General features: G+C 70.6%; 19 protein-coding genes. 8 read left to right on the top strand and 11 right to left on the bottom strand.

The features are described 5' to 3' along the window. Window positions 1–56: 56 nt before the first annotated feature. A complete protein-coding gene (locus tag EDF50_RS07375) occupies window positions 57–1,298 on the bottom strand; it encodes a class I SAM-dependent RNA methyltransferase (RefSeq protein WP_123518882.1) in 1,242 nt (413 codons plus the stop codon). A gap of 26 nt (window positions 1,299–1,324) precedes the next feature. Here EDF50_RS07375 and EDF50_RS07370 point away from each other — a divergent pair, with 26 nt between their 5' ends. The 4 genes from EDF50_RS07370 (at window position 1,325) to EDF50_RS07355 (ending at window position 6,458) form a co-directional block, all read left to right on the top strand. Beyond that, the gene (locus EDF50_RS07370; RefSeq protein WP_123518881.1) at window positions 1,325–2,014 is read left to right on the top strand and encodes a nucleoside triphosphate pyrophosphatase; all 690 of its coding nucleotides are present in this window, start codon (window positions 1,325–1,327) and stop codon (window positions 2,012–2,014) included. Window positions 2,015–2,093: 79 nt separating this feature from the next. Then, window positions 2,094–3,851 carry a biotin carboxylase N-terminal domain-containing protein gene (locus EDF50_RS07365; protein WP_123518880.1) on the top strand — a complete coding sequence of 586 codons (1,758 nt, stop codon included), beginning with the start codon at window positions 2,094–2,096 and terminating at the stop codon, window positions 3,849–3,851. Between the two features lie 61 nt (window positions 3,852–3,912). Further along, entirely contained in the window at window positions 3,913–4,746 is an 834-nt protein-coding gene (locus EDF50_RS07360; protein ID WP_123518879.1) for a purine-nucleoside phosphorylase, read from the top strand. Further along, window positions 4,743–6,458: a phospho-sugar mutase gene (locus EDF50_RS07355; RefSeq protein ID WP_370453979.1), complete on the top strand. Its 1,716-nt coding sequence runs from the start codon at window positions 4,743–4,745 to the stop codon at window positions 6,456–6,458. The genes EDF50_RS07360 and EDF50_RS07355 overlap by 4 nt, the downstream gene beginning before the upstream one ends. A gap of 129 nt (window positions 6,459–6,587) precedes the next feature. Here the strand turns inward: EDF50_RS07355 and EDF50_RS07350 are convergent, their stop codons facing one another. The 10 genes from EDF50_RS07350 to EDF50_RS07305 form a co-directional block, all read right to left on the bottom strand. Continuing rightward, the gene (locus EDF50_RS07350) at window positions 6,588–6,860 is read right to left on the bottom strand and encodes a PTS sugar transporter subunit IIB (RefSeq protein ID WP_123518878.1); all 273 of its coding nucleotides are present in this window, start codon (window positions 6,858–6,860) and stop codon (window positions 6,588–6,590) included. Between the two features lie 29 nt (window positions 6,861–6,889). Continuing rightward, complete coding sequence (locus tag EDF50_RS07345) at window positions 6,890–7,336, bottom strand: PTS sugar transporter subunit IIA (RefSeq protein ID WP_123518877.1); 447 nt, start codon at window positions 7,334–7,336, stop codon at window positions 6,890–6,892. Window positions 7,337–7,338: 2 nt separating this feature from the next. Further along, entirely contained in the window at window positions 7,339–8,460 is a 1,122-nt protein-coding gene (locus tag EDF50_RS07340; RefSeq protein WP_123518876.1) for an adenosine deaminase, read from the bottom strand. Window positions 8,461–8,596: 136 nt separating this feature from the next. Continuing rightward, window positions 8,597–9,892 carry a thymidine phosphorylase gene (locus EDF50_RS07335; protein WP_123518875.1) on the bottom strand — a complete coding sequence of 432 codons (1,296 nt, stop codon included), beginning with the start codon at window positions 9,890–9,892 and terminating at the stop codon, window positions 8,597–8,599. An 80-nt stretch (window positions 9,893–9,972) separates the two neighbouring features. Further along, window positions 9,973–10,410 (bottom strand): cytidine deaminase, encoded by a 438-nt coding sequence (locus tag EDF50_RS07330; RefSeq protein WP_123518874.1) that lies wholly within the window; start codon window positions 10,408–10,410, stop codon window positions 9,973–9,975. Beyond that, window positions 10,407–11,696, bottom strand: coding sequence for an ABC transporter permease (locus EDF50_RS07325; RefSeq protein ID WP_123518873.1), 1,290 nt, complete (start codon window positions 11,694–11,696; stop codon window positions 10,407–10,409). Before EDF50_RS07325 ends, EDF50_RS07330 begins: the two co-directional genes overlap by 4 nt. Next, complete coding sequence (locus tag EDF50_RS07320; RefSeq protein WP_123518872.1) at window positions 11,693–12,967, bottom strand: ABC transporter permease; 1,275 nt, start codon at window positions 12,965–12,967, stop codon at window positions 11,693–11,695. The genes EDF50_RS07325 and EDF50_RS07320 overlap by 4 nt, the downstream gene beginning before the upstream one ends. Then, on the bottom strand, window positions 12,964–14,484 hold the full coding sequence (locus EDF50_RS07315; protein ID WP_123518871.1) for an ABC transporter ATP-binding protein: 1,521 nt from the start codon (window positions 14,482–14,484) through the stop codon (window positions 12,964–12,966). The genes EDF50_RS07320 and EDF50_RS07315 overlap by 4 nt, the downstream gene beginning before the upstream one ends. A 158-nt stretch (window positions 14,485–14,642) precedes the next feature. Further along, complete coding sequence (locus EDF50_RS07310) at window positions 14,643–15,728, bottom strand: BMP family protein (protein WP_123519001.1); 1,086 nt, start codon at window positions 15,726–15,728, stop codon at window positions 14,643–14,645. A 167-nt stretch (window positions 15,729–15,895) separates the two neighbouring features. Next, entirely contained in the window at window positions 15,896–17,014 is a 1,119-nt protein-coding gene (locus EDF50_RS07305; protein WP_123518870.1) for a mannose-1-phosphate guanylyltransferase, read from the bottom strand. 96 nt (window positions 17,015–17,110) lie between these two features. Between EDF50_RS07305 and EDF50_RS07300 the strand changes: the two genes are divergently transcribed. From EDF50_RS07300 to sdhA, 4 genes are all read left to right on the top strand, one after another. Next, a complete protein-coding gene (locus EDF50_RS07300) occupies window positions 17,111–18,253 on the top strand; it encodes a glycosyltransferase family 1 protein (RefSeq protein WP_123518869.1) in 1,143 nt (380 codons plus the stop codon). Window positions 18,254–18,437: 184 nt separating this feature from the next. After that, the gene (gene sdhC, locus EDF50_RS07295; RefSeq protein WP_123518868.1) at window positions 18,438–18,890 is read left to right on the top strand and encodes a succinate dehydrogenase, cytochrome b556 subunit; all 453 of its coding nucleotides are present in this window, start codon (window positions 18,438–18,440) and stop codon (window positions 18,888–18,890) included. A 4-nt stretch (window positions 18,891–18,894) separates the two neighbouring features. Further along, entirely contained in the window at window positions 18,895–19,344 is a 450-nt protein-coding gene (gene sdhD / locus EDF50_RS07290) for a succinate dehydrogenase, hydrophobic membrane anchor protein (RefSeq protein ID WP_123518867.1), read from the top strand. 58 nt (window positions 19,345–19,402) lie between these two features. After that, the gene (sdhA, locus tag EDF50_RS07285; RefSeq protein WP_123518866.1) at window positions 19,403–21,211 is read left to right on the top strand and encodes a succinate dehydrogenase flavoprotein subunit; all 1,809 of its coding nucleotides are present in this window, start codon (window positions 19,403–19,405) and stop codon (window positions 21,209–21,211) included.

Raw genomic sequence — 21,211 nt, 5'->3', positions numbered from 1 at the left:
TGCCCTGGTCCCTGAACCCCGGGCGTGCACGGGGTACATCGTAACCGGCCTGCGGCTCAGGCAGGCAGCAGGCGCACGACCGTCTCGACGTGGTGCGTGTGGGGGAAGAGATCGTACGCCTGCAGGGCGTCGAGCGCGTACCCGCGTTCGGCGAAGAGAGCGATGTCGCGGGCCAGGGCGACCGGGTCGCACGCGACGTAGACGACCTGGGCGGGGCGGAGCGCCGCGATCTCGGTCACCACGTCACGACCGGCTCCCGAGCGGGGCGGATCGAGCACGATCGTCGCGGCGGCGAGCCGCTCGCGCTCGGAGTCGCTCGCCTGTGACGAGGTCTGCCTCAGCCACCGCTCGACGCGTCCGGTCACGGCCGACGCGCCGATCCACTCCGCCAGGTTCTCGGAGGCGTGCTCCGTGGCCCGCTCGTCGCTCTCGACGCTCGTGATGCGCGTCCCGGCGCCGAACCGGTCCCCCACGGCGGCGGCGAGCAGACCGACCCCGCCGTAGAGGTCGAGGTTGGCGGCCTTGGGGTCGAACCGATCCGGGTCGATCATGGTCTGCACGGCCGTGGTGAGCGTGGCGGCGGCCTCGCGGTGCACCTGCCAGAACCCGCCGTCGTCGAGGCGGAACTCGCGGTCGCCGACGACCTCGGTGATGGTCGATCGGGCCTGTCGCCCGATGATCAGACGGGCGCCCCCCACGCTCGGGGCGACGACGTCGACGTGTTCCTCGCCCGGGAAGGCGTCGCCCAGCGGGGCCACCTCGGCGACCTCGGGGGACGCGAGCGGCAGGTCGGGCACGTGCACGACCCGGTGCGACCGGGCCGCGTACTGCCCGGGACGCCCCTCGGCGTCGAGGTGGAGGCGCAGGCGCGTCCGCCACCCGATGCCGCCGCGCTCGTCGTCGCCGGGGAGGGCCTCGACCGTGACCCTGCCCTCGGCGTCGGTGACACCGCCCATCCGAGTGAGCGCGTCGACCACCACGCGGCGCTTCAGTTCGCGCTGGTGGGCGAGCTCGACGTGCCCGAACTCGGCCCCGCCGGCACGGTCGGCCGGATCGAACTCGAGGGCGGCCGCGCCCCACACGTGCGGTCGCCGGTGCTCGCTCGCCTCGAGGACGCTCACCGTGTCGGCCCGCCAGAACGACTTCTTGCGGTCCTCGGCGATGCGCGCCACGACCTTCTCGCCGGGCAGGGTGTCGGTGACGAACACCACCCTCCCGTCGAGCCGGGCCACCGAGATGCCCCCGTGTGCGATGCCCGTCACGTCCAGTTCGACCTCGCGGCCCAGCATGTCTCCCATGCGTCGAGTCTGACAGGCTGGGCGGCATGACCGTCCCGCTCTACCTGGCCAGCACCTCCCCCGCCCGACTCGCCCTGCTGCGCGCCGCCGGCATCGAGCCGGTGCTGATCAGTCCCGGCGTCGACGAGGAGGCCGCGGTCCGGGTCGAGGAGGACCGTCTCGGCCGCGACCTCACGGCGGCCGAGACGGTGCAGCACCTCGCCCGCCTCAAGGCCGAGGCCGTGCTCGACACCCTGGTCGACGGCCACCCCCTCGACGGATTGGTGCTCGGCGGCGACAGCGCATTCGAGTTCGACGGCGAGGTGCACGGCAAACCGCACGAGCCCGCGCTGGCGCTGGACCGGTGGCGCCGGATGGCCGAGATCGGTCACGGCACCCTCTGGTCGGGCCATTGGCTGGTGGACCACCGCGGCGGTGCTCGGCGCGCCACGACCGAGAACCCGTCAGGAGGCGCCGGCCGGGTCGCGAGCGCGTCCCTCACCTTCGCCGACGACCTCGACCCGCGCGAGCTCACGGCCTACGTCGAGACGGGCGAGCCGCTCGAGGTCGCCGGCGCCTTCACGATCGACGGCCGGGCATCCGCGTTCATCACCCACATCGAGGGCACTCCGAGCGCCGTCGTGGGGCTCTCGGTACCCGTGCTGCGGTCGCTCGTGCGGGGCTTCGGTGTGCCGTGGCACGAACTGTGGACCTCACCGACCGCGAGGGCTTTGTAGGTTCCGCCTCGCACCTCCAGGTCCTTTTTGTGCACGTCAGCCAAAGGCAGTGGCGAGGCGCGCAATAGGGTGGGGAACTATGCCGCGTATCAGCAAGGTCCTCATCGCCAACCGTGGAGAGATCGCCGTCCGCGTGATCCGGGCCGCGCGTGACGCCGGAATCGGCTCGGTGGCGGTCTACGCCGACCAGGACCGCGACGCCCAGCACGCCCGCCTCGCCGACGAGGCCTACGCCCTGGGCGGGACCACGAGCGCCGAGACCTACCTCGTCATCGACAAGATCCTCTCGGTCGCCCGCCGCTCGGGGGCCGACGCCGTGCACCCCGGCTACGGGTTCCTCGCCGAGAACGCCGATTTCGCCCGCGCCGTGACCGCCGCGGGGCTCGTCTGGATCGGCCCCTCCCCCGAGGCGATCGAGCAGCTCGGCGACAAGGTCAGCGCCCGGCACATCGCCGAGCGCGTCGGCGCACCGCTCGCACCCGGCACCCTCAACCCCGTCTCGGGTGCCGACGAGGTGCTCGACTTCGTCGACCAGCACGGCCTGCCCGTCGCCATCAAAGCGGCCTTCGGCGGCGGCGGACGCGGCCTCAAGGTCGCCCGCACCCGCGACGAGGTGCCCGAGATGTTCGATTCGGCCGTCCGCGAGGCCGTCGCAGCCTTCGGCCGCGGCGAGTGCTTCGTCGAGAAGTACCTCGACCAGCCCCGCCACGTCGAGACGCAGTGTCTCGCCGACGCGCACGGCAACGTCGTCGTCGTGTCGACGCGCGACTGCTCGCTGCAACGCCGTCACCAGAAGCTCGTCGAGGAGGCGCCCGCCCCGTTCCTGACGGAGGCGCAGACCACCGCGCTCTACGAGTCGTCCAAGGCCATCCTCCGCGAGGTCGGCTACGTCGGCGCGGGCACCTGCGAGTTCCTGATCGGCAAGGACGGCACGGTGTCGTTCCTCGAGGTCAACACCCGCCTCCAGGTCGAGCACCCCGTCTCCGAGGAGGTCACCGGCATCGACCTCGTGCGCGAGCAGTTCCGCCTCGCCGAGGGCGGCGTGCTCGAGTACGACGACCCCGAGGCCCGCGGCCACTCGTTCGAGTTCCGCATCAACGGCGAGGACGCCGGTCGCGGTTTCATGCCCGCCCCCGGGCCGATCCACGTCTTCAAGGCCCCAGGTGGTCCCGGTGTCCGCGTCGACAGCGGCGTCCAGGCCGGCGACGAGATCAGTGGGTCGTTCGACTCCCTGCTCGCCAAGCTGATCGTGACGGGCTCGTCGCGCGAGGACGCCCTCGAGCGCTCACGCCGCGCCCTCGCCGAGTTCGAGGTCGCCGGTCTGCCGACCGTGCTGCCCTTCCACCGCGCTATCGTCGACGACCCGGCTTTCGCACCGGACGGCGGCGAGCCGTTCTCGATCTACACCCGCTGGATCGAGACCGAGTTCGACAACACCATCCCCGCGTGGAGCGGCGAGGCCGAGGCCCCCCGCCCGGCCGACGAACGCGACACCGTCGTGGTCGAGGTGGGAGGGAAGCGACTCGAGGTCTCGCTGCCGGCCGGTCTCGGGTCGCGCACCGCGCCTCCTGCGATCGCCCCGAAGCGCCGCGGCGCCTCCCGGTCGTCGGTCGTGACCGCGACCGGCGCCGAGGTCAAGGCGCCGATGCAGGCGACCGTCGTCAAACTCGCCGTCGAGGCCGGCCAGCAGGTCGTCAAGGGCGACCTGGTGCTCGTGCTCGAGGCCATGAAGATGGAACAACCCGTCGCGGCCCACCGTGACGGCATCGTCTCGGGCATCGCGGCCGTCGTCGGCGAGACCGTGTCGTCGGGTCACGTCCTGCTCAGCATCGGCTGACCCGCGCGCCGGGCCCCGGCGCAACCGGGGTGGCGGGTCGGCAGACCATAGAGTGGACGCCATGTCTGAGACCACCACGCACCCGCTCGACGACCGCGCGGCCGACCCCTTCGAGGTCGCCCGCACCGCCGCCGCCGAGATCGCCGAGAAGACCGGCGTCGCCCGGCACGACATCGCCCTGACCCTGGGCAGCGGCTGGGCCAAGGCCGCCGACCTGATCGGCGAGACCGTCGCCGAGGTCCCGGCGACCGAGATCACCGGTTTCGCGGCGTCGGCCGTCGTCGGCCACACGAGCTCGATCCGGAGCATCGCCCTGCCCTCGGGCAAGCACGCCCTGGTCATGGGTGCCCGCACGCACTACTACGAGGGCCACGGCGTGCGCCGGGTCGTGCACGGCGTCCGCACGGCCGCCGCGACGGGTGCCACCACGATGATCCTGACGAACGGTGCCGGCGGCATCAGGGAGACCTGGAAACCCGGCACACCCGTCTTGATCAGCGACCACATCAACCTCACGGCGGACTCGCCGCTCGAGGGCGCCACGTTCATCGACCTGACCGACCTCTACTCGGCTCGCCTGCGCGACCTCGCGCGCGGCATCGACCCGTCCCTCGACGAGGGCGTGTACACCCAGTTCCGCGGGCCCCACTACGAGACGCCCGCCGAGGTGCAGATGGCCAAGGCGATCGGCGGACACATCGTCGGCATGTCGACGGCCCTCGAGGCCATCGCCGCCCGCCAGTCCGGCATGGAGGTGCTGGGCATGTCCCTGATCACGAACCTCGCCGCGGGCATCCAGAAGACCCCGCTCAGCCACGCCGAGGTGCTCGAGGCCGGGCGCGACGCCGAGGCGAAGATCAGCGACCTGCTCGCTCGCATCGTGGCGGCGCTGTGAGCGACGACGTGACGGGGGCCGGCACCGCCGGCGCCTCGGCACCGGCGGACCTCGAACGGCTCCTCGCGACGGCCACGGCCTGGCGCGACCAGGACCCCGACGACGAGACGCGCGACGAGCTCGACCGCCTGCTGACCCGGGCCGGGGCCGACGACTCCGACGCCCTGGATGAACTCACCGACCGGTTCGCCGGTCGCCTGCAGTTCGGCACCGCCGGCCTGCGCGGCGCCCTGGGCTCGGGGTCGAACCGCATGAACCGCGTGCTCGTGGCGCAGGCCGCGGCCGGCTTCGCGGCGTTCTTGCGGGGCCGCGAAGCCCACCCCTCGATCGTCATCGGCTACGACGGGCGCAAGAACTCCGACGTCTTCGCACGTGACACCGCCGAGATCATGGCGGCGGCCGGCGTCGCCGCGACGATCCTGCCCCGCGCCCTGCCGACCCCGGTGCTGGCCTTCGCCGTGCGTCAGCTCGACGTCAGCGCCGGCGTCATGGTCACCGCGAGCCACAACCCGCCGCAGGACAACGGCTACAAGGTCTACCTCGGCGGCGTCGACGCCGGGTCGCAGATCGTGTCACCCGTCGACGGAGAGATCGCGGCCGAGATCGAGAATGCGGCGCAGTCCCCCGTCACCGATCTACCGCGCTCCGACGACTACCGCGAGGCCGGCGACGACCTCGTCCTGGAGTACGTCCGTCGCACCGCCGCCGTGGCCGGCACGGCGGCCACGGGTCGCCAGCCCCGCGTCGTCTACACCGCCATGCACGGCGTCGGGTGGGAGGTCGCCCGCCGCGTCTTCGCCACGGCGGGCTTCGCCGAACCGATCCCGGTCAGCGAGCAGAGCGCACCCGACCCGGCGTTCCCGACCGTGGCCTTCCCCAACCCCGAAGAGCCCGGCGCCATGGACCTCTCGTACGCCACGGCCGACCGCGTCGGGGCCGACCTGGTCATCGCCAACGACCCCGACGCCGACCGGCTCGCGGTCGCGATCCCCGTCGACGGCGGCTGGCGTCGCCTCAGCGGCAACGAGGTCGGCTCGCTGCTCGGCTGGCGTGCCGCCGAGCGCGCGCGTCGGGACGACCGAGACGGCACCCTCGCCGCGAGCATCGTCTCCTCCCCCGCCCTGCGCGAGATCGCGCGGGTGCACGGGTTGGACTACGTCGACACCCTGACCGGATTCAAGTGGGTCTCCCGCGTCGGTGGGCTGCTTTACGGCTACGAGGAGGCGCTCGGCTACCTCGTCGACCCCGACGTCGTGCGTGACAAGGACGGCATCTCGGCCGCGGTCGACCTGCTCGCCCTCGCGACCGAGCTGCACACCGCCGGCTCGAGCCTGGCCGAGCACCTCGTCGCCTTCGACGAGCGGTTCGGGGCCTACGCCTCGTCGCAGATCTCGATCAGGGTCGACGACCTCGCCACGATCACGGCCCTCACGACCCGCCTTCGGCAGCGCCCGCCCTCGACCATCGGCTCACACCGCGTCGACCGGATCGACGATTTCCGGGACGGGTTCGGGTCGTTCCCGGCGGGAGACGTGCTGCGCTACTGGCTGACCGACGGCTCTCGGGTCATCGTCCGCCCGAGCGGCACCGAGCCGAAGCTCAAGGTCTACATCGACGCGTCCAGCACCGAGGGCGACGCCGTCGCCCGTCGGACCGCTGCCGAGGCGGCCGTGGCCGACCTCGACGCAGGCATGCGCGCCCTGCTGGCCTGAGCAGCGGCCGGACCGCGCCGGGCGGGTGACCGCCTCGACGACGACGGAGGCCCCGGAGGCGCGACCAGCTCCTCCGGGGCCTCTCGCGTACCGAGGGCACCGCCTGCGCCTCGCGGGCAGGCCCCGCGCTCAGCCGAGCGACTTCTGCAGCTTCTCGGTGAGCTCGGCCTGGTCGAAGTGGTTCTGGATGACGATGACGTCGGCGAACGTCGAGCCGATCGCCTCGACGAACTCGGCCGACGTCAGGATGACCTGCGCGTCGTCGCCGACCGAGGCGATCGAGCCGATGTCGGCCGCGACCACGTCGGCCTCGATGTCGAGCCTGGCCAGCACCCGCTCGGCGTTGACCTTGAGGATTCCGCTGCTGCCGATGCCGGCGCCGCAGATGGTGACGATCTTCATGGGGGCTGTCTCGATCTGTCGAGGGATGGTCAGGCGGAGACGCCCATCAACCGACGCACCTCGTCGACCGAGGTGGCGGCCGCGAGGGCGGGGATGACGGAGGCCTCGTTGAACACGTTGGCGAGGTCGGCGATCGACTCGAGGTGGCCGCCGACCGTGACGATGGCGAGACCGAGGACCACGCTGACGGGATCGTTGTGCGGGTGTCCGAACGGCACCGGCTCGGCCAACGTGACCACGGCCAGGCCGTCGCGGACGACGTCGTCACCCGGGCGGGCATGGGCGAGCACGAGGCCGGGCGCGATGACCACGTAGGGGCCGTGCTCGTCGATCATGCGCACCATCTCGTCGCCGTAGCCCTCGCGGGCCACACCGGAGTCCACCAGCGCGTGACCGGCGAGTCGCACGGCCTCGCGCCAGTCGGCGACCCGGGCTCCGATGACGACCGCCTCGTCGGGCAGCGGGGGAAGCGCCATGCTCAGACCCCCTCGAAGCCGGCGGTGATGCGATCGGCCAACGCCTCGCGATCCTCGAGCGGCAGGAAGCACGACGCGGCGGCGTTGAGCTGGAACGTCTCGTGGTCGTCGAGGTCGTAGTCGAAGGCCTGGCCGAGCAGGGCGAGCTCTTTGCAGAGGCTCGTGTCGCTCATCAGACGGTTGTCGGTGTTGACCGTCACGCTGTACCCGAGTTGGTACAGGAGGTCGAAGGGGTGGTCGTCGAGGTCTCGGCCCCAGGCGGCGACGGCGCCGGTCTGCAGGTTCGACTGCGGCGACAACTCGAGAGGGATCTCGCGGTCACGCACCCATGAGGCGATCGGCCCGATCTCGACCGTGGAGGTCGAGCCCTTGCTGGCGACGACGCGGATGTCCTCTGCGATGCGCACGCCGTGGCCGAGGCGGAGGGCCCGCCCGTCGATCAACGCACCACGGATGCTGTCGAGGCCGTCCGCCTCGCCCGCGTGCACCGTGACGGGCATGAACTCGCGGGCCAACAGGTCGAAGGCGACCCTGTGATCGGCGGCCGGGTACCCCGCCTCGGGCCCGGCGATGTCGAACGCGAGCACGCCGTTCTCTCGGTGCCGGACGGCGAGCTGCGCGATCTCGAGCGATCGTTCGCCCTGGCGCAGCGCGCTGAGGATCTGCCCGACCGAGATCTCGTACCCGTCGGCGGCGAGCGACCGAACGGCCGACGCGAAGCCGGACTGCACCGCCTCGACCGCCTCGTCCAACGTGAGTCCGAGTCGCTGGTGCTGCTCGGGTGCCCAGCGCACCTCGGCATGGACGACGCCGTCGGCGGCCAGGTCGAGGACGAACTCGTGGGCGACGCGGGTCAAGTGGTCGGCGGTCTGCATGACCGCGACCGTCAGGTCGAAGGTCGCGAGGTAGTCGACGAGGTTGCCCGAGTCGGCGTTCTCGACGAACCAGCGACGGAGCGCCTCGGGCTCGGTGGCGGGGAGGTCGACCCCGGCCTCGATCGCCAACTCGACGACGGTCTCGGGTCGCAGGCCACCGTCGAGGTGGTCGTGCAGCGAGACCTTCGGCAGCGCCGCGAAGCGCGGGCCCCCGTTCGGCAGCCGGTAGTCCTTGTCGGGAGCGCTCATGCCCTCAATCTACTAGCGGTCCGGGTGACGACTCTGGACGCGCGCCACGAGAGAGGTGGGCCCGTCACGAGAACCGGCACCGCGCCTCCTGAACGGAAGCGCGGCGCCGGACGGACGTTCGTCGGGCGGGACCCGGTCAGCCGATCCGCTCCGCGACGATGGTGCGTGCCGCCGGGGCCTCGTCGCCGATCGTCCAGGCGCCCTCGACGGCCTCCAGCGCCCGCTCGAACCGGCCGGGCTCGTCGGTGTGCAGCGTGAACAGGGGTTGCCCCTGGGTCACCCGGTCACCCGGCTTCGCGTGCAGCTCGATGCCGGCGGCGGCCTGGACGGGGTCCTGCTTGCGGGCGCGACCGGCGCCGAGGCGCCAGGCGCCGATGCCGAAGGGCAGCGCGTGCTGCTCGGTCAGGTAGCCCGTGCCGCCGGCGGTGACGACGTGCGTCTCGCGGGCGGTCGGCAGCGCGGCGTCGGGGTCGCCGCCCTGGGCTCGGATCATGCGCTTCCAGGCGTCCATCGCGCGGCCGTCGTCGAGGGCGGCCTCGACGTCGGCATCGGGCCGACCCGCCAGGGTCAGCATCTCGCGGGCGAGGGCGACGGTGAGCTCGCGGATGTCGGCCGGCCCCCCTCCGGCGAGGGTCTCGACCGACTCGCGCACCTCGAGGGCGTTGCCGATGGTCAGGCCGAGCGGCACGTTCATGTCGGTGAGCAGAGCCGTGGTCGCGACGCCGGCGTCGGTGCCGAGGTCGACCATGGTGCGAGCCAGCTCGCGCGACCTCTCGATGTCCTGGATGAACGCGCCCGAACCGAACTTGACGTCGAGGACCAACGCCGCGGTCCCCTCGGCGATCTTCTTGCTCATGATCGACGACGCGATCAACGGGATGGCCTCGACGGTGCCCGTGATGTCGCGGAGCGCGTAGAGCTTGCCGTCAGCCGGGGCCAGGCCCGAACCGGCGGCGCAGACCACGGCACCGCTGTCGGCCATGATCTCGCGCATGCGCTCGTTCGAGATGGACGCCTGCCAGCCCGGGATCGACTCGAGCTTGTCGAGCGTGCCCCCGGTGTGGCCGAGGCCCCGACCCGAGAGCTGGGGCACCGCGACGCCGAACGACGCGACCAGAGGGGCCAGCGGCAGGGTGATCTTGTCGCCGACACCGCCGGTGGAGTGCTTGTCGACGGTCGTCTTGCCGAGTCCGGCGAAGTCCATCGTCTCGCCCGACCGGATCATGGCCATGGTCATGTCACGGATCTCGCGACGCTCCATGCCGTTGAGGAAGATGGCCATGGTCAACGCCGACATCTGCTCGTCCGCGACGTAGCCGCGCGTGTACGCGTCGATCAACCAGTCGATCTGCTCGGTGCTGAGGGCGTCGCCGCCCCGTTTGACGCGGATGAGGTCGACGGTGTCGAACGGTTCGACGGCGTTCTGGGTCACGGTGGGGCTCCTAGCGGTGGTGCGGTGGGTGTGGTGCGGCGACGCGGACGTCGCGATCGGGACGGACGAGGAGGCGCGGGTCAGCTCTGCGAGGCCCGGTACTGCTCGAGTTGGCGCGGCCCGAACGCGTCGGGGATCACCTCGTCGATGGTCTTGAAGCCCGAGACGGTGTCGAGCACCATGGCCTCGTCGGAGTGTTCGTAGAGCAGCTGCCGGCAGCGACCGCACGGCATGAGGACCCCGCCGTTGCCGTCGACGCAGGCGAACGCGACCAGCCGTCCGCCGCCCGTCATCACGAGGTCGGACACGAGCGAACACTCGGCGCAGAGGGTGATGCCGTACGAGGCGTTCTCGACGTTGCACCCCGAGACCACCCGGCCGTCGTCGGTGAGGGCGGCTGCCCCCACCGGGAACCTCGAGTACGGCACGTACGCCTTGCGCATGGCGTCGCGGGCGGCCTCACGGAGCGCGTCCCAGTCGGTCTCGGCGACGACCGACTCGCTGCTGCGGGCCGTCACGACTTGATGTAGGGCTTGCCCGAGGCCGCGGGGCCCCGGGACTGCCCGACCAGGCCGGCGACCGCGAAGATCGTCACGACGTACGGCAACATGAGCATGAACTCGCTGGGCACCGGCGAGCCGATGGCACCGAGCACGTTCTGCAGGTTGCTCGCGAAACCGAAGAGGAGTGCCGCGAGCGTGGCCCGGATCGGGTCCCAGCGACCGAAGATGACCGCCGCCAGGGCGATGAAGCCCGCGCCCGCCGTCATCTCTTTCTGGAAGTTGCCCAGTGAGCCGAGCGTGAAGTAGGCCCCGCCGAGACCGGCGATGGCACCCGCGAGGGAGACGTTCCAGAAACGGGTGGCGTTGACCTTGATGCCCACGGTGTCGGCCGCCTGCGGGTGCTCGCCCACCGATCGGAGGCGCAGCCCCCACCGGGTGCGGAACAAACCGTAGAAGACGACCGCGATCGCGATGTACATCAGGTAGACGATGATCGTCTGGCGGAAGAAGACCGGCCCGACGATCGGGATCTGGCTGAGCACCGGGATGTCGAGCTGCGGAAAGCGCACCCCGCGGTTCAGCGACTCGGACTTCGAGAGCACCTGCGAGTACAGGAAGCTGGTGAGGCCCGTGACGAGCACGTTGAGCACGACGCCGACGATCACCTGGTCGACGATGTAGCGGATGCTGAAGACCGCGAGCACCATCGACACGAGCACGCCCGCGATCATCGCCCCGATCAGGCCGACGTAGGCCGAACCGGTCGCCGAGGCGACCATCGCGGAGACGAAGGCGCCGGCGAGCAGCTGCCCCTCGATCGCGACGTTGACGACGCCGACCCGCTCGCTGATGACGCCCCCGAGGGCACCGAAGATCAGCGGGGTGCTGAGCGCGAGAGCGCCGAGCAGCAGACCGGGCACCGGGATGGTCTGACCGGCGCTCGCCCAGGTGAGGAAGCCGAGCAGGAACAGGACGCCGAACACGGCGACCAGCCAGATCGGCACCTTCTCGAAGCGGATCGCGCGGAGCGCGGCGATCACGGTGACGACGGCCAACAGGACCGTGAGCACGATGCCGGTGCCGGCGGCCGGCAGGACGGCGTCGGGCAGGGCGAAGAAGTCCGTCGCGGTCGACAGGCGGAACGTGCTCTCGCCGTCGCGGGCCAGGCCGAGGAACAACACGGCGGCCACGACGGTGAAGATCGCGAAGGCGATCGGAGCCTTGAGGCTGCGGGTCGTGGCCCGGGCCAGGTCGGGCGACGGGGCGGCGGGGACCGCGGTGTCGGGGGTGAGCGTGCTCACTTGGTGACCACCGCCTCCTTGTTCGAGGCCTTGCGCACCGGGCGGAGGCCCGGGGCCGGCAGACGGAAGATCGCTCGGACCAGCGGGGGCGCGGCCACGAACAACACGATGAGGGACTGCACGACGAGCACGATGTCGATCGGCACGCCGTTGGCGGCCTGCATGGAGTACCCGCCCGCCTTGAGCGCCCCGAACAGGACGCCGGCGCCGAACACGCCCCACGGCCGCGAGCGACCGAGCAGCGCGACGGTGATCGCGTCGAACCCGATGCCCGCGTCGATGCCCGAGGTGAAGCCGCTGGTCAGCGTGCCGAGCACCTGCGTCGAGCCGGCCACGCCCGCGAGGGCGCCCGAGATGAGCATCGCGTAGAGGTAGATGTTCTTGACGTTCATGCCGGCCGTGCGGGCCGCGTGCGGGTTCTCGCCCACGGCACGGAACCGGAAACCGAGCGTCGACCGGTTGATCAACCACCAGACGACCGCCGTGATGACGATGACCAGCACGAAGCCCCAGTTGAGGTTGTAGCGGGCGCCGAACAGGTCGGGCAGGATCGCCGTGTCGAGCGTCGCGGGCGACTTCGGGTTCGCGCTGCCCGGAGCCTGGAGCAACCCCTGCGTGCGCAGCATGAAGGCCAGCAGGTAGAAGGCGATGTAGTTGAGCATGATCGTCAGGATCACCTCGTGTGCGCCGGTCCGGGCCTTCAGCAAACCTACGATGCCTCCCCAGAGCGCACCCGCCGCGATGCCGGCGGCGAGGGCGAGGGGAAGGTGCACGGCGAGCGGCAGGTGGAACGAGAAGCCCACCCAGCCCGCGGCTGCCGAGGCCATCAGCATCTGCCCGCGGGCACCGATGTTGAACAGTCCCACCCGGAACGCCACCGCGACGCCGAGGCCCGCGGCGATGAGCGGCACGGCGTAGTTCAAGGTCTCGGTCAGCGGACGGATGCCCGCCGCGAAACCGTCGACCCGGAAGTTGTAGATCGCGCCCTGGAACAGCGACGAGTACGACCCGCCGACCGCGGCCCAGAACGCCTGGAAGAAGTCGGCCGGACGGGAGAAGAAGTACCCCAGCGTGCCCTGCACGGTGGTGTCGGTGAACCCGATCAGGAGGCCCGAGACGACGAGTGCCAGCACGACGGCGAGCACGGAGATGAGCGCGTTGCCGGTCGTGATCTCTCGCAGGAGGCGCGAGCCGCGCCCCTCTGTGGACTCCGGTGACGACGGGGCGGGTGGTGTACCCGGCCCCTGCGTGGTGGTCGTGGCGTCGCTCACGCTGCCTGCTCCGTTCCCTGCGGCATCTCGCCGGCCATCATGAGCCCCAGCACGTCGCGAGGGGTGTCCGCCGGCACGATGCCGACGATGGTGCCGCGGTACATCACGGCGATGCGGTCGGCCAGGGCGGCGACCTCGTCGAGCTCGGTCGAGACGACGATGACGGGCACGCCCTGGTCGCGGGTCTCGACGATGCGCTTGTGCACGAACTCGATCGAGCCGACGTCGATGCCGCGGGTGGGCTGAGCGGCGACGAAGAGCCGCAGGTCGCGGCTGAGCTCGCGCGCCAGCACGACTTTCTGCTGGTTGCCGCCCGAGAGGCGGCCCGCGGGCGTGGCGATGCCCTGGGTGCGGATGTCGAACTCCTTCACCTTGGCGACGGCGAAGGCCGCGAGGTCGGCGAGCTTCAGGGAGCCACGCTTCACGAAGGGGCCGGACTGCGAGCGATCGAGCATGAGGTTCTCGGCGACGGTGAACTCACCGACGAGGCCGTCCTGGTTGCGGTCCTCGGGGACGAAACCGACACCGGCGTCGAGCACCTGGCGCACGCTGCGGCCCGTGATGTCGCGCCCGTCGAGCGAGACCCGACCCTCGACACGGGGCTGCAGGCCGAGGATCGCCTCGGTGAGCTCGGTCTGGCCGTTGCCCTGGACGCCGGCGATGGCGAGGATCTCGCCACGACGGACCTCGAACGAGACGTCGTCCACGACGACCTGCCCGATCGGGTCGACGACCCGGAGGTTCTCGACCACCAGGGCGGGCTCACCGGCCTCGGCCGGGGCCTTCTGGACGGTGAGCTCGACGGCGCGCCCGACCATGAGCGAGGCGAGCTCGGCGTTCGAGGCGGTCGGTTCGGCCTCGCCGACGACCTTGCCCAGGCGGATGACGGTGATGCGGGTGGCGACCTCGCGCACCTCGCGCAGCTTGTGGGTGATGAAGACGATGGCGGTGCCGGCGTCGCGGAGCTGACGCATGATCACCATGAGTTCGTCGGTCTCTTGCGGCGTCAGCACGGCGGTGGGCTCGTCGAACACGAGCACCTTCGCGTCGCGGGACAGGGCCTTGATGATCTCGACGCGCTGCTGCACGCCGACGGGCAGCTCTTCGACCAGGGCGTCGGGGTCGATGTCGAAACCGAACCGACTGCTGATCTCGCGCACCTTCGCTCGGGCCGCGGACAGGTCGAGACGGCCGCCGGACTTGGTCTCTTCGTGGCCGAGCATGACGTTCTCGGCGACGGTGAAGACGGGGACGAGCATGAAGTGCTGGTGCACCATGCCGATGCCGGCACCCATGGCGTCGCCCGGGCCCGAGAAGTGCTGCACGGCGTCGTCGAGCAGGATCTCGCCCTCGTCGGCCTGGTACAGGCCGTAGAGGACGTTCATCAGCGTGGACTTGCCGGCGCCGTTCTCGCCGAGCAGGCAGTGGATCTCGCCGGGCTCGACGGTCAGGCTGATGTGGTCGTTGGCGGTCAGAGCGCCGAATCGCTTGGTGATGCCCCGCAGTTCGAGCTTCATCTCAGGTGGCTACCTCGGGTCTAGGCATTCGGGTGGGTGACGGACGGCACCGGGTCGGCGGTCCGCCCACGGGCGTTGAGAGGGCCGGGAGCGACGGGGTGACCGTCGCTCCCGGCCCTGGGTCAGTCGATGCTAATCGATGACGGGAGGTGCTTTCGTCAGCTGGTGAGAGCCGAGGGCGACTCGACCTCGATCGAGCCGTCGATGATGCCGGCCTTGATCGTGTCGAGCTCGTCCTGCAGACCGGAGTCGACCTTGTCGGCGTAGTCGTGGAACGACGCGATGCCGACGCCGTCGTTCTCGAGCGTGCCCACGTAGGGCGTGCTCGAGAACTTGTCCTCGCTGGCCTGGGTCACGACCGCGTCGGTCGCCTGCTTGATGCCCTTGAGCACCGACGTGAGGAACAGGTCGCTGTTCGCGCTGTCGGTCTCGTAGGTGTCGCTGTCGGCACCGACCAGGACGACGTCCTTGCCGGAGTCGCGGATCGCCTCGGCGGCGCTCTGGTAGATCGGGCCGCCGACCGGCAGGATCACGTCGGCGTTCTGGTCGATCAGCGTCTGAGCGCTCTGCTTGGCCGTGGTCCCGGCCTCGAAGCCACCGGTGAAGCTGCCGGTCTGCGAGTCGACGTCCCAGCCGACGACCTTGACGTCCTTGCTCTTCTGCTCGTTGAAGTACTTCACGCCGTCGGCGAAGCCGTCCATGAAGATCGTGACGGTCGGGAACTGCATGCCGCCGAAGGTGCCGACGACGCCGGTCTTCGAGTAGCTCGCTGCCGCGTACCCCGCGAGGAAAGCGGCCTCGGAGGTGTTGAAGGTGATCGGCTGCACGTTGTCGGCCGTGATCGAGGCGTCGTCGATGGTGGCGTAGTTGATGTTCGAGTTCGCCTCGGCCGCCGCCTTGGTGGCGTCGGCGAGCGCGAAGCCGACCGTGACGATCAGGTTGCAGCCCTGGTCGGCGAGGTTCGACAGGTTGGCGTCGTAGACCGTCTCGTCGGCCGACTCGACCGTCTTCGGGGTCGATCCGATGGTCTCGGCGGCCTCGGTGAGGCCCTCGTAGCCGAGCTGGTTGAACGACTTGTCGTCGAAGCCGCCGGCGTCGGAGACCATGCAAGGGACGAAGTCGCTCGAGGCGCCGTTGGTCGAGCCAGAGCCGCTCTCGGGGGCCGAGGCACAGCCGGCCAGGATGACGGCGGTGCTCGCCAGGGCGAGGCCGCTGAGCACGGCCTTGCGCGCAGTTGTAGTCAAGTTGTCCTCCAGGGTGCAGCCCGGCACGAGGCGCGCCGGGTGGGTATGGCTGACAGGTTACCTACTGTGACGAGCGCCGCCGACCGTCGGGTGGTAGTGATGCCGAGGCGTTACACAGTCGCGACCACGACGTAACGAACACGAAACCTGCACGGCCCTCGAGTGGGTCAGAGGACGTCGCTGCGCCCGCTCAGCTTGAGGGCGTCCACGACGCTCTTGACGCGTTGCGCGTTGGCGGTCGTCGTGACGAGCAGGGCGTCGGGGGTGTCGACCACGATGATGTCGTTGACGCCGATCAGCGAGATCAGTCGGCCGCTGTTGCCGACGACGATGCCGCTCGAGCTGTCGGCCAGCACGCGGGCGTTCTCGCCGAGGATGGCCAGGTCGCTCTTGCGGCCGCCGGCGTGCAGCTTGGCGATGGACGCGAAGTCGCCGACGTCGTCCCAGTCGAAGTCGCCGGGCACGACGGCCAGGCGGCCCGCCGCGGCCGCGGGCTCGGCGACGGTGTAGTCGATGGCGATCTTCTCGAGGCCGGGCCACACCTTGTCGACGACGGCGCCGCGCCTCGGGGTGTCCCATGCGGCCGCGAGCTCTTCGATGCCCTCGAGCAGGTCGGGACGGGTCTCGCCCAGCTGCTCGAGCAGCCGGTCGGCGCGCGAGATGAACATGCCGCCGTTCCAGAGGTAGTCGCCGCCGGAGACGTATCGTTCGGCCGTCTCGAGGTCGGGTTTCTCGACGAACGACTCGACCGTCCGGGCGCTCGGGGCGCCCTCGATGTCGAGGGGCGCCCCGACGTGGATGTAGCCGAACCCGATCGCGGGCTCGGTCGGGGTGATGCCGATCGTGGCGATGTAGCCCTCGTCGGCGGCGACGATGGCCTCGCGGACGGCGCGGCCGAAGCCGCGGGTGTCGGCGATGACGTGGTCGGCGGCGAACGAGCCGATGATGACGTCCGGCTCGCGACGACGGAGCACGGCGGCGGCGAGACCGATGGCTGCGGTGCTGTCTTTCGGCTCGCTCTCGAGGACGACGTTGTGGTCGGCGAGGCCGGGCAGCTGCGACTCCACCGCCGCACGGTGCGCCCGCCCGGTGACGACCATGATGCGTTGGTCGCCGTTGAGCGGGGCGAGGCGGTCCCAGGTGCCGCGCAGCAGGGTCGTACCGCTGCCGGTGAGGTCGTGGAGGAACTTGGGCGCGTCGGCCCGACTGAGCGGCCAGAGACGGGACCCGATGCCGCCCGCCGGGATGATGCTGTAGAACCGGTCGAGGCTTTCCTGGATCGTCATGCGTTCACCTTATCGACGCTCCTCCTCCATGCCTCCGATCCCCTCCCGCCACCGTCACCGGTGAGGCTCGCGGCACGAGCAGTCCGAGGAGGACCGATGCGAGTCGTGATCGTGACCGAGAGCTTCCTGCCCACCGTCAACGGGGTCACCACGAGCGTGCTGCGCGTGCTCGACCACCTGGCCCGACGCGGGCACGAGGCCCTGGTCATCGCGCCGGCGGGTCGCGGCACCACGAGCTACGCCGGCTTCCCGGTCCACCGGGTGCCGTCGGTGGCCTACCGCCAGTTCCCGGTCGGTCTGCCGAACCCGCAGGTCGCGGCCGCCATCGCCGGCTTCCGACCCGACGTCGTGCACGTCGCCTCGCCGTTCCTGCTCGGCGCCCAGGCCATCGCCGCGGCGGCACGCCTGGGCGTGCCCTCGGTCGCCGTCTTCCAGACCGACGTCGCCCGGTACGCGGGGACGAACGGGCTCGGGCTCGGCTCGGCCGTCGCCTGGCGGCTCGTGCGCCGCATCCACGACCAGGCCACGACGACGCTGGTCCCCTCGCGCGCCTCCGTGAGGGACCTCGAGACGGCCGGCGTCCGGCGGCTCGCGACCTGGGGGCGCGGGGTCGACTCGACCCTGTTCCACCCGAACCGGAAGTCGGGCGACGCGGTGCGTGCCCTGCGCGAGTCGTGGGGCGCCCCGGAGCGCACGCTCGTCGGCTACGTGGGCCGTCTGGCCCCCGAGAAGCAGGTCGAACGCCTCGCGACCCTGAGGCCCCTGCGCGAGGCGCGACTCGTCGTCGTCGGCGGCGGCCCCTCGCTGCCCGCCCTGCGGCGTCGCCTGCGGCATCTCGACCCGGTCTTCACCGGCCCCCTCCACGGCGAGCACCTCGCCGACGCCTACGCGGCCCTCGACGTCTTCGTGCACACGGGCTCGACCGAGACCTTCGGTCAGACCGTGCAGGAGGCCCACGCGAGCGGGCTGCCGGTCGTCGCCCCGGCCGCCGGCGGTCCGCTCGACCTCGTGCGGCACGGCGTCGACGGGTTCCTCTTCGATCCCCGCCACGACCACTCGCTCCGCCGGAGCGTGCGCACCCTGGTCGGTTCGGACGAGCTGCGGGCCCGGTTCGGCGAAGCGGGGAGGCGCGTGGTCGTCTCGCGGACGTGGGAGACCCTCGGCGACGAGCTCGTCGAGCACTACCGACGCGCGATGGCGAGCGTCCGCGGTGGGGCCGAGCGCGCCTCCGTCCGCTGATGGCGGCCCGACCGGACGGATCGGTCTTGTCTCGACGTCGAACGACTTCGGTGGGGCGAGGCGACGGCCCCGCTCGGCGGGACCGTAGACTGGACGGGTTCTGAGAACATCACCAGCGGACACGGCTGTCCTCACACCGACCGAGTGAGAGCGTCGTCCGCCCCATCCGCGAGGAGAAGTGCTCATGGCCGAGCAGTCGACGGGAACGGTCGCATCACCGTCAGGCAGACCTGGTGCGCCGAAGATCAGGGCGCCCAAGGCGCCCGGGAAGATCGCCGGCACCCTGTACCGGGGCCGTGAGGGCATGTGGTCGTGGGTGCTGCACCGCATCACCGGCGTGAGCATCTACTTCTTCCTCCTGGTGCACATCCTCGACACCGCCCTCGTGCGGATCAGTCCCGAGGCCTACAACGCGGTGATCGGCACCTACAAGAACCCGATCATGGGGCTCGGTGAAACCGGTCTGGTCGCGGCGATCCTGTTCCACGCCCTGAACGGCCTGCGCATCATCCTGATCGACTTCTGGGGCCCGGGCACCAAGTACCAGCGAGTCATGTTCTGGATCGTCATCGGCGTCGCCGTGGTCCTGTTCGCCGGCTTCGCGCCGCGCCACCTGATGAACGTCTTCTCGGAGTAGAGCCATGACCACCCAGACCGTCGAAGCCCCGCGCTCGGCCCGTGCGGCCCAGCGCTCCACCAACTACGAGAAGTGGGGCTGGATCTACATGCGCGCCAGCGGCCTGCTGCTCGTCGTGCTCGTGTTCGGCCACCTCTTCATCAACCTGCTCGCGAGCGAGGGCGGCGTCAAGGCCATCGACTTCGCCTTCGTGGCCGGCAAGTGGGCGAGCCCCTTCTGGCAGGTCTACGACACCCTGCTGCTCTGGCTCGCGTTGATCCACGGCACGAACGGTATGCGCACGATCGTGAACGACTACGTGTCCAAGCCCATGGTGCGCAAGGTGCTGCTCGTCACGCTGCTCGTGTCGACGGTGGTCCTGCTCGTCCTCGGCACGCTCGTGATCTACACGTTCGACCCGTGCCCCGCGAACGCCCCGGCCGACCTGCTGCCGTCGTTCTGCACCACCGGCTAGGCACCCGGCCCACCGTCCACTCCGGCCCCCGGCCGCACGTCCACCACCGGAAAGAACCGTGACCACACCCTCCCCCGCACCCACCAGCACCGTCGTCGACGGCGTCCACTACCACCAGCACGACATCGTCATCGTCGGGGCCGGGGGTGCGGGCATGAGGGCGGCCATCGAGGCCGGCCCGAACGCCAGCACCGCGGTGATCTCGAAGCTCTACCCGACCCGTTCGCACACCGGTGCCGCCCAGGGCGGCATGGCCGCCGCCCTCGCCAACGTCGAGGACGACAACTGGGAGTGGCACACCTTCGACACCGTCAAGGGCGGGGACTATCTCGTCGACCAGGACGCCGCCGAGATCCTGGCCAAAGAGGCCATCGACGCGGTCCTCGACCTCGAGAACATGGGCCTGCCGTTCAACCGCACGCCCGAGGGCAAGATCGACCAGCGTCGCTTCGGCGGCCACACGGCCGAACACGGCAAGAACCCCGTCCGCCGCGCCTGCTACGCCGCCGACCGCACCGGGCACATGATCTTGCAGACGCTGTACCAGAACTGCGTCAAGCACGGCATCAACTTCTTCAACGAGTTCTACGTGCTCGACCTCATCATGGGAGAGATCGACGGCGAAGAGCGCCCCGCGGGCGTCATCGCGTACGAGCTCTCGACCGGCGACCTGCACGTCTTCCAGGGCAAGGCCGTCATCTTCGCCACCGGTGGCTTCGGCAAGATCTACAAGACCACCTCGAACGCACACACCCTCACGGGTGACGGCGTGGGCATCATCTGGCGCAAGGGCCTGCCGCTCGAGGACATGGAGTTCTTCCAGTTCCACCCGACCGGCCTCGCCGGTCTCGGCATCCTGCTGAGCGAGGCCGCCCGCGGCGAGGGCGCGATCCTGCGCAACAGCGAAGGCGAGCGCTTCATGGAGCGCTACGCCCCCACCATCAAAGACCTCGCGCCCCGCGACATCGTGGCGCGCTGCATGGCGACCGAGATCCGCGAGGGCCGAGGGGCCGGACCGCACAAGGACTACGTCTACCTCGACATCACGCACCTCGACCCGGCCGTGATCGACGCCAAGCTGCCCGACATCACCGAGTTCGCCCGCACCTACCTGGGTGTCGAGCCCTACACCGAGCCCGTGCCCGTGCTGCCGACGGCCCACTACGCCATGGGCGGCATCCCCACCAACGTCAAGGCCGAGGTGCTGCGCGACAACACGACGGTCGTTCCGGGCCTCTACGCCGCCGGCGAGTGCGCCTGCGTCAGCGTGCACGGCTCGAACCGTCTGGGCACGAACTCGCTGCTCGACATCAACGTGTTCGGCAAGCGGGCCGGCAACAACGCGGTCGAGTTCGTCAAGGACGCCCCGTTCGTGCCGCTGCCGGCCGACCCGGCCGCCTTCGTCCGTGGTCTCGTCGAGGACGTCCGCAACGCGACCGGCACCGAGCGCATCGCGACGCTGCGCAAAGAGCTGCAGGACAGCATGGACCGGAACGCCCAGGTGTTCCGTACCGAAGAGACGCTCGACGAGGTCACGCACGTGATCGCCGACCTGCGCGAGCGGTTCAAGAACATCTCGGTGCAGGACAAGGGCAAGCGCTTCAACACCGACCTGCTCGAGGCGATCGAGTTGGGATTCCTGCTCGACCTCGCCGAGGTCGTCGTGTACTCGGCGCGCTCGCGTCAAGAGAGCCGCGGTGGTCACTTCCGCGAGGACTACCCCACGCGCGACGACGAGAATTGGCTCGTCCACACGATGGCGTACCTCACCGGTGACGCGCATTCGTCGCTGGCGGGCGACCACATCCGCCTCGACACCAAGCCCGTCGTGATCACGAACTACCAGCCGATGGAACGGAAGTACTGA

Origin of the sequence: Frigoribacterium sp. PhB24, from assembly GCF_003755185.1 — a bacterium.
In the GTDB taxonomy this organism is placed as follows: domain Bacteria; phylum Actinomycetota; class Actinomycetes; order Actinomycetales; family Microbacteriaceae; genus Frigoribacterium.
The sequence above is the reverse complement of the archived record's forward strand: the minus strand, read 5'-3'. Positions and strand labels throughout refer to the sequence as shown.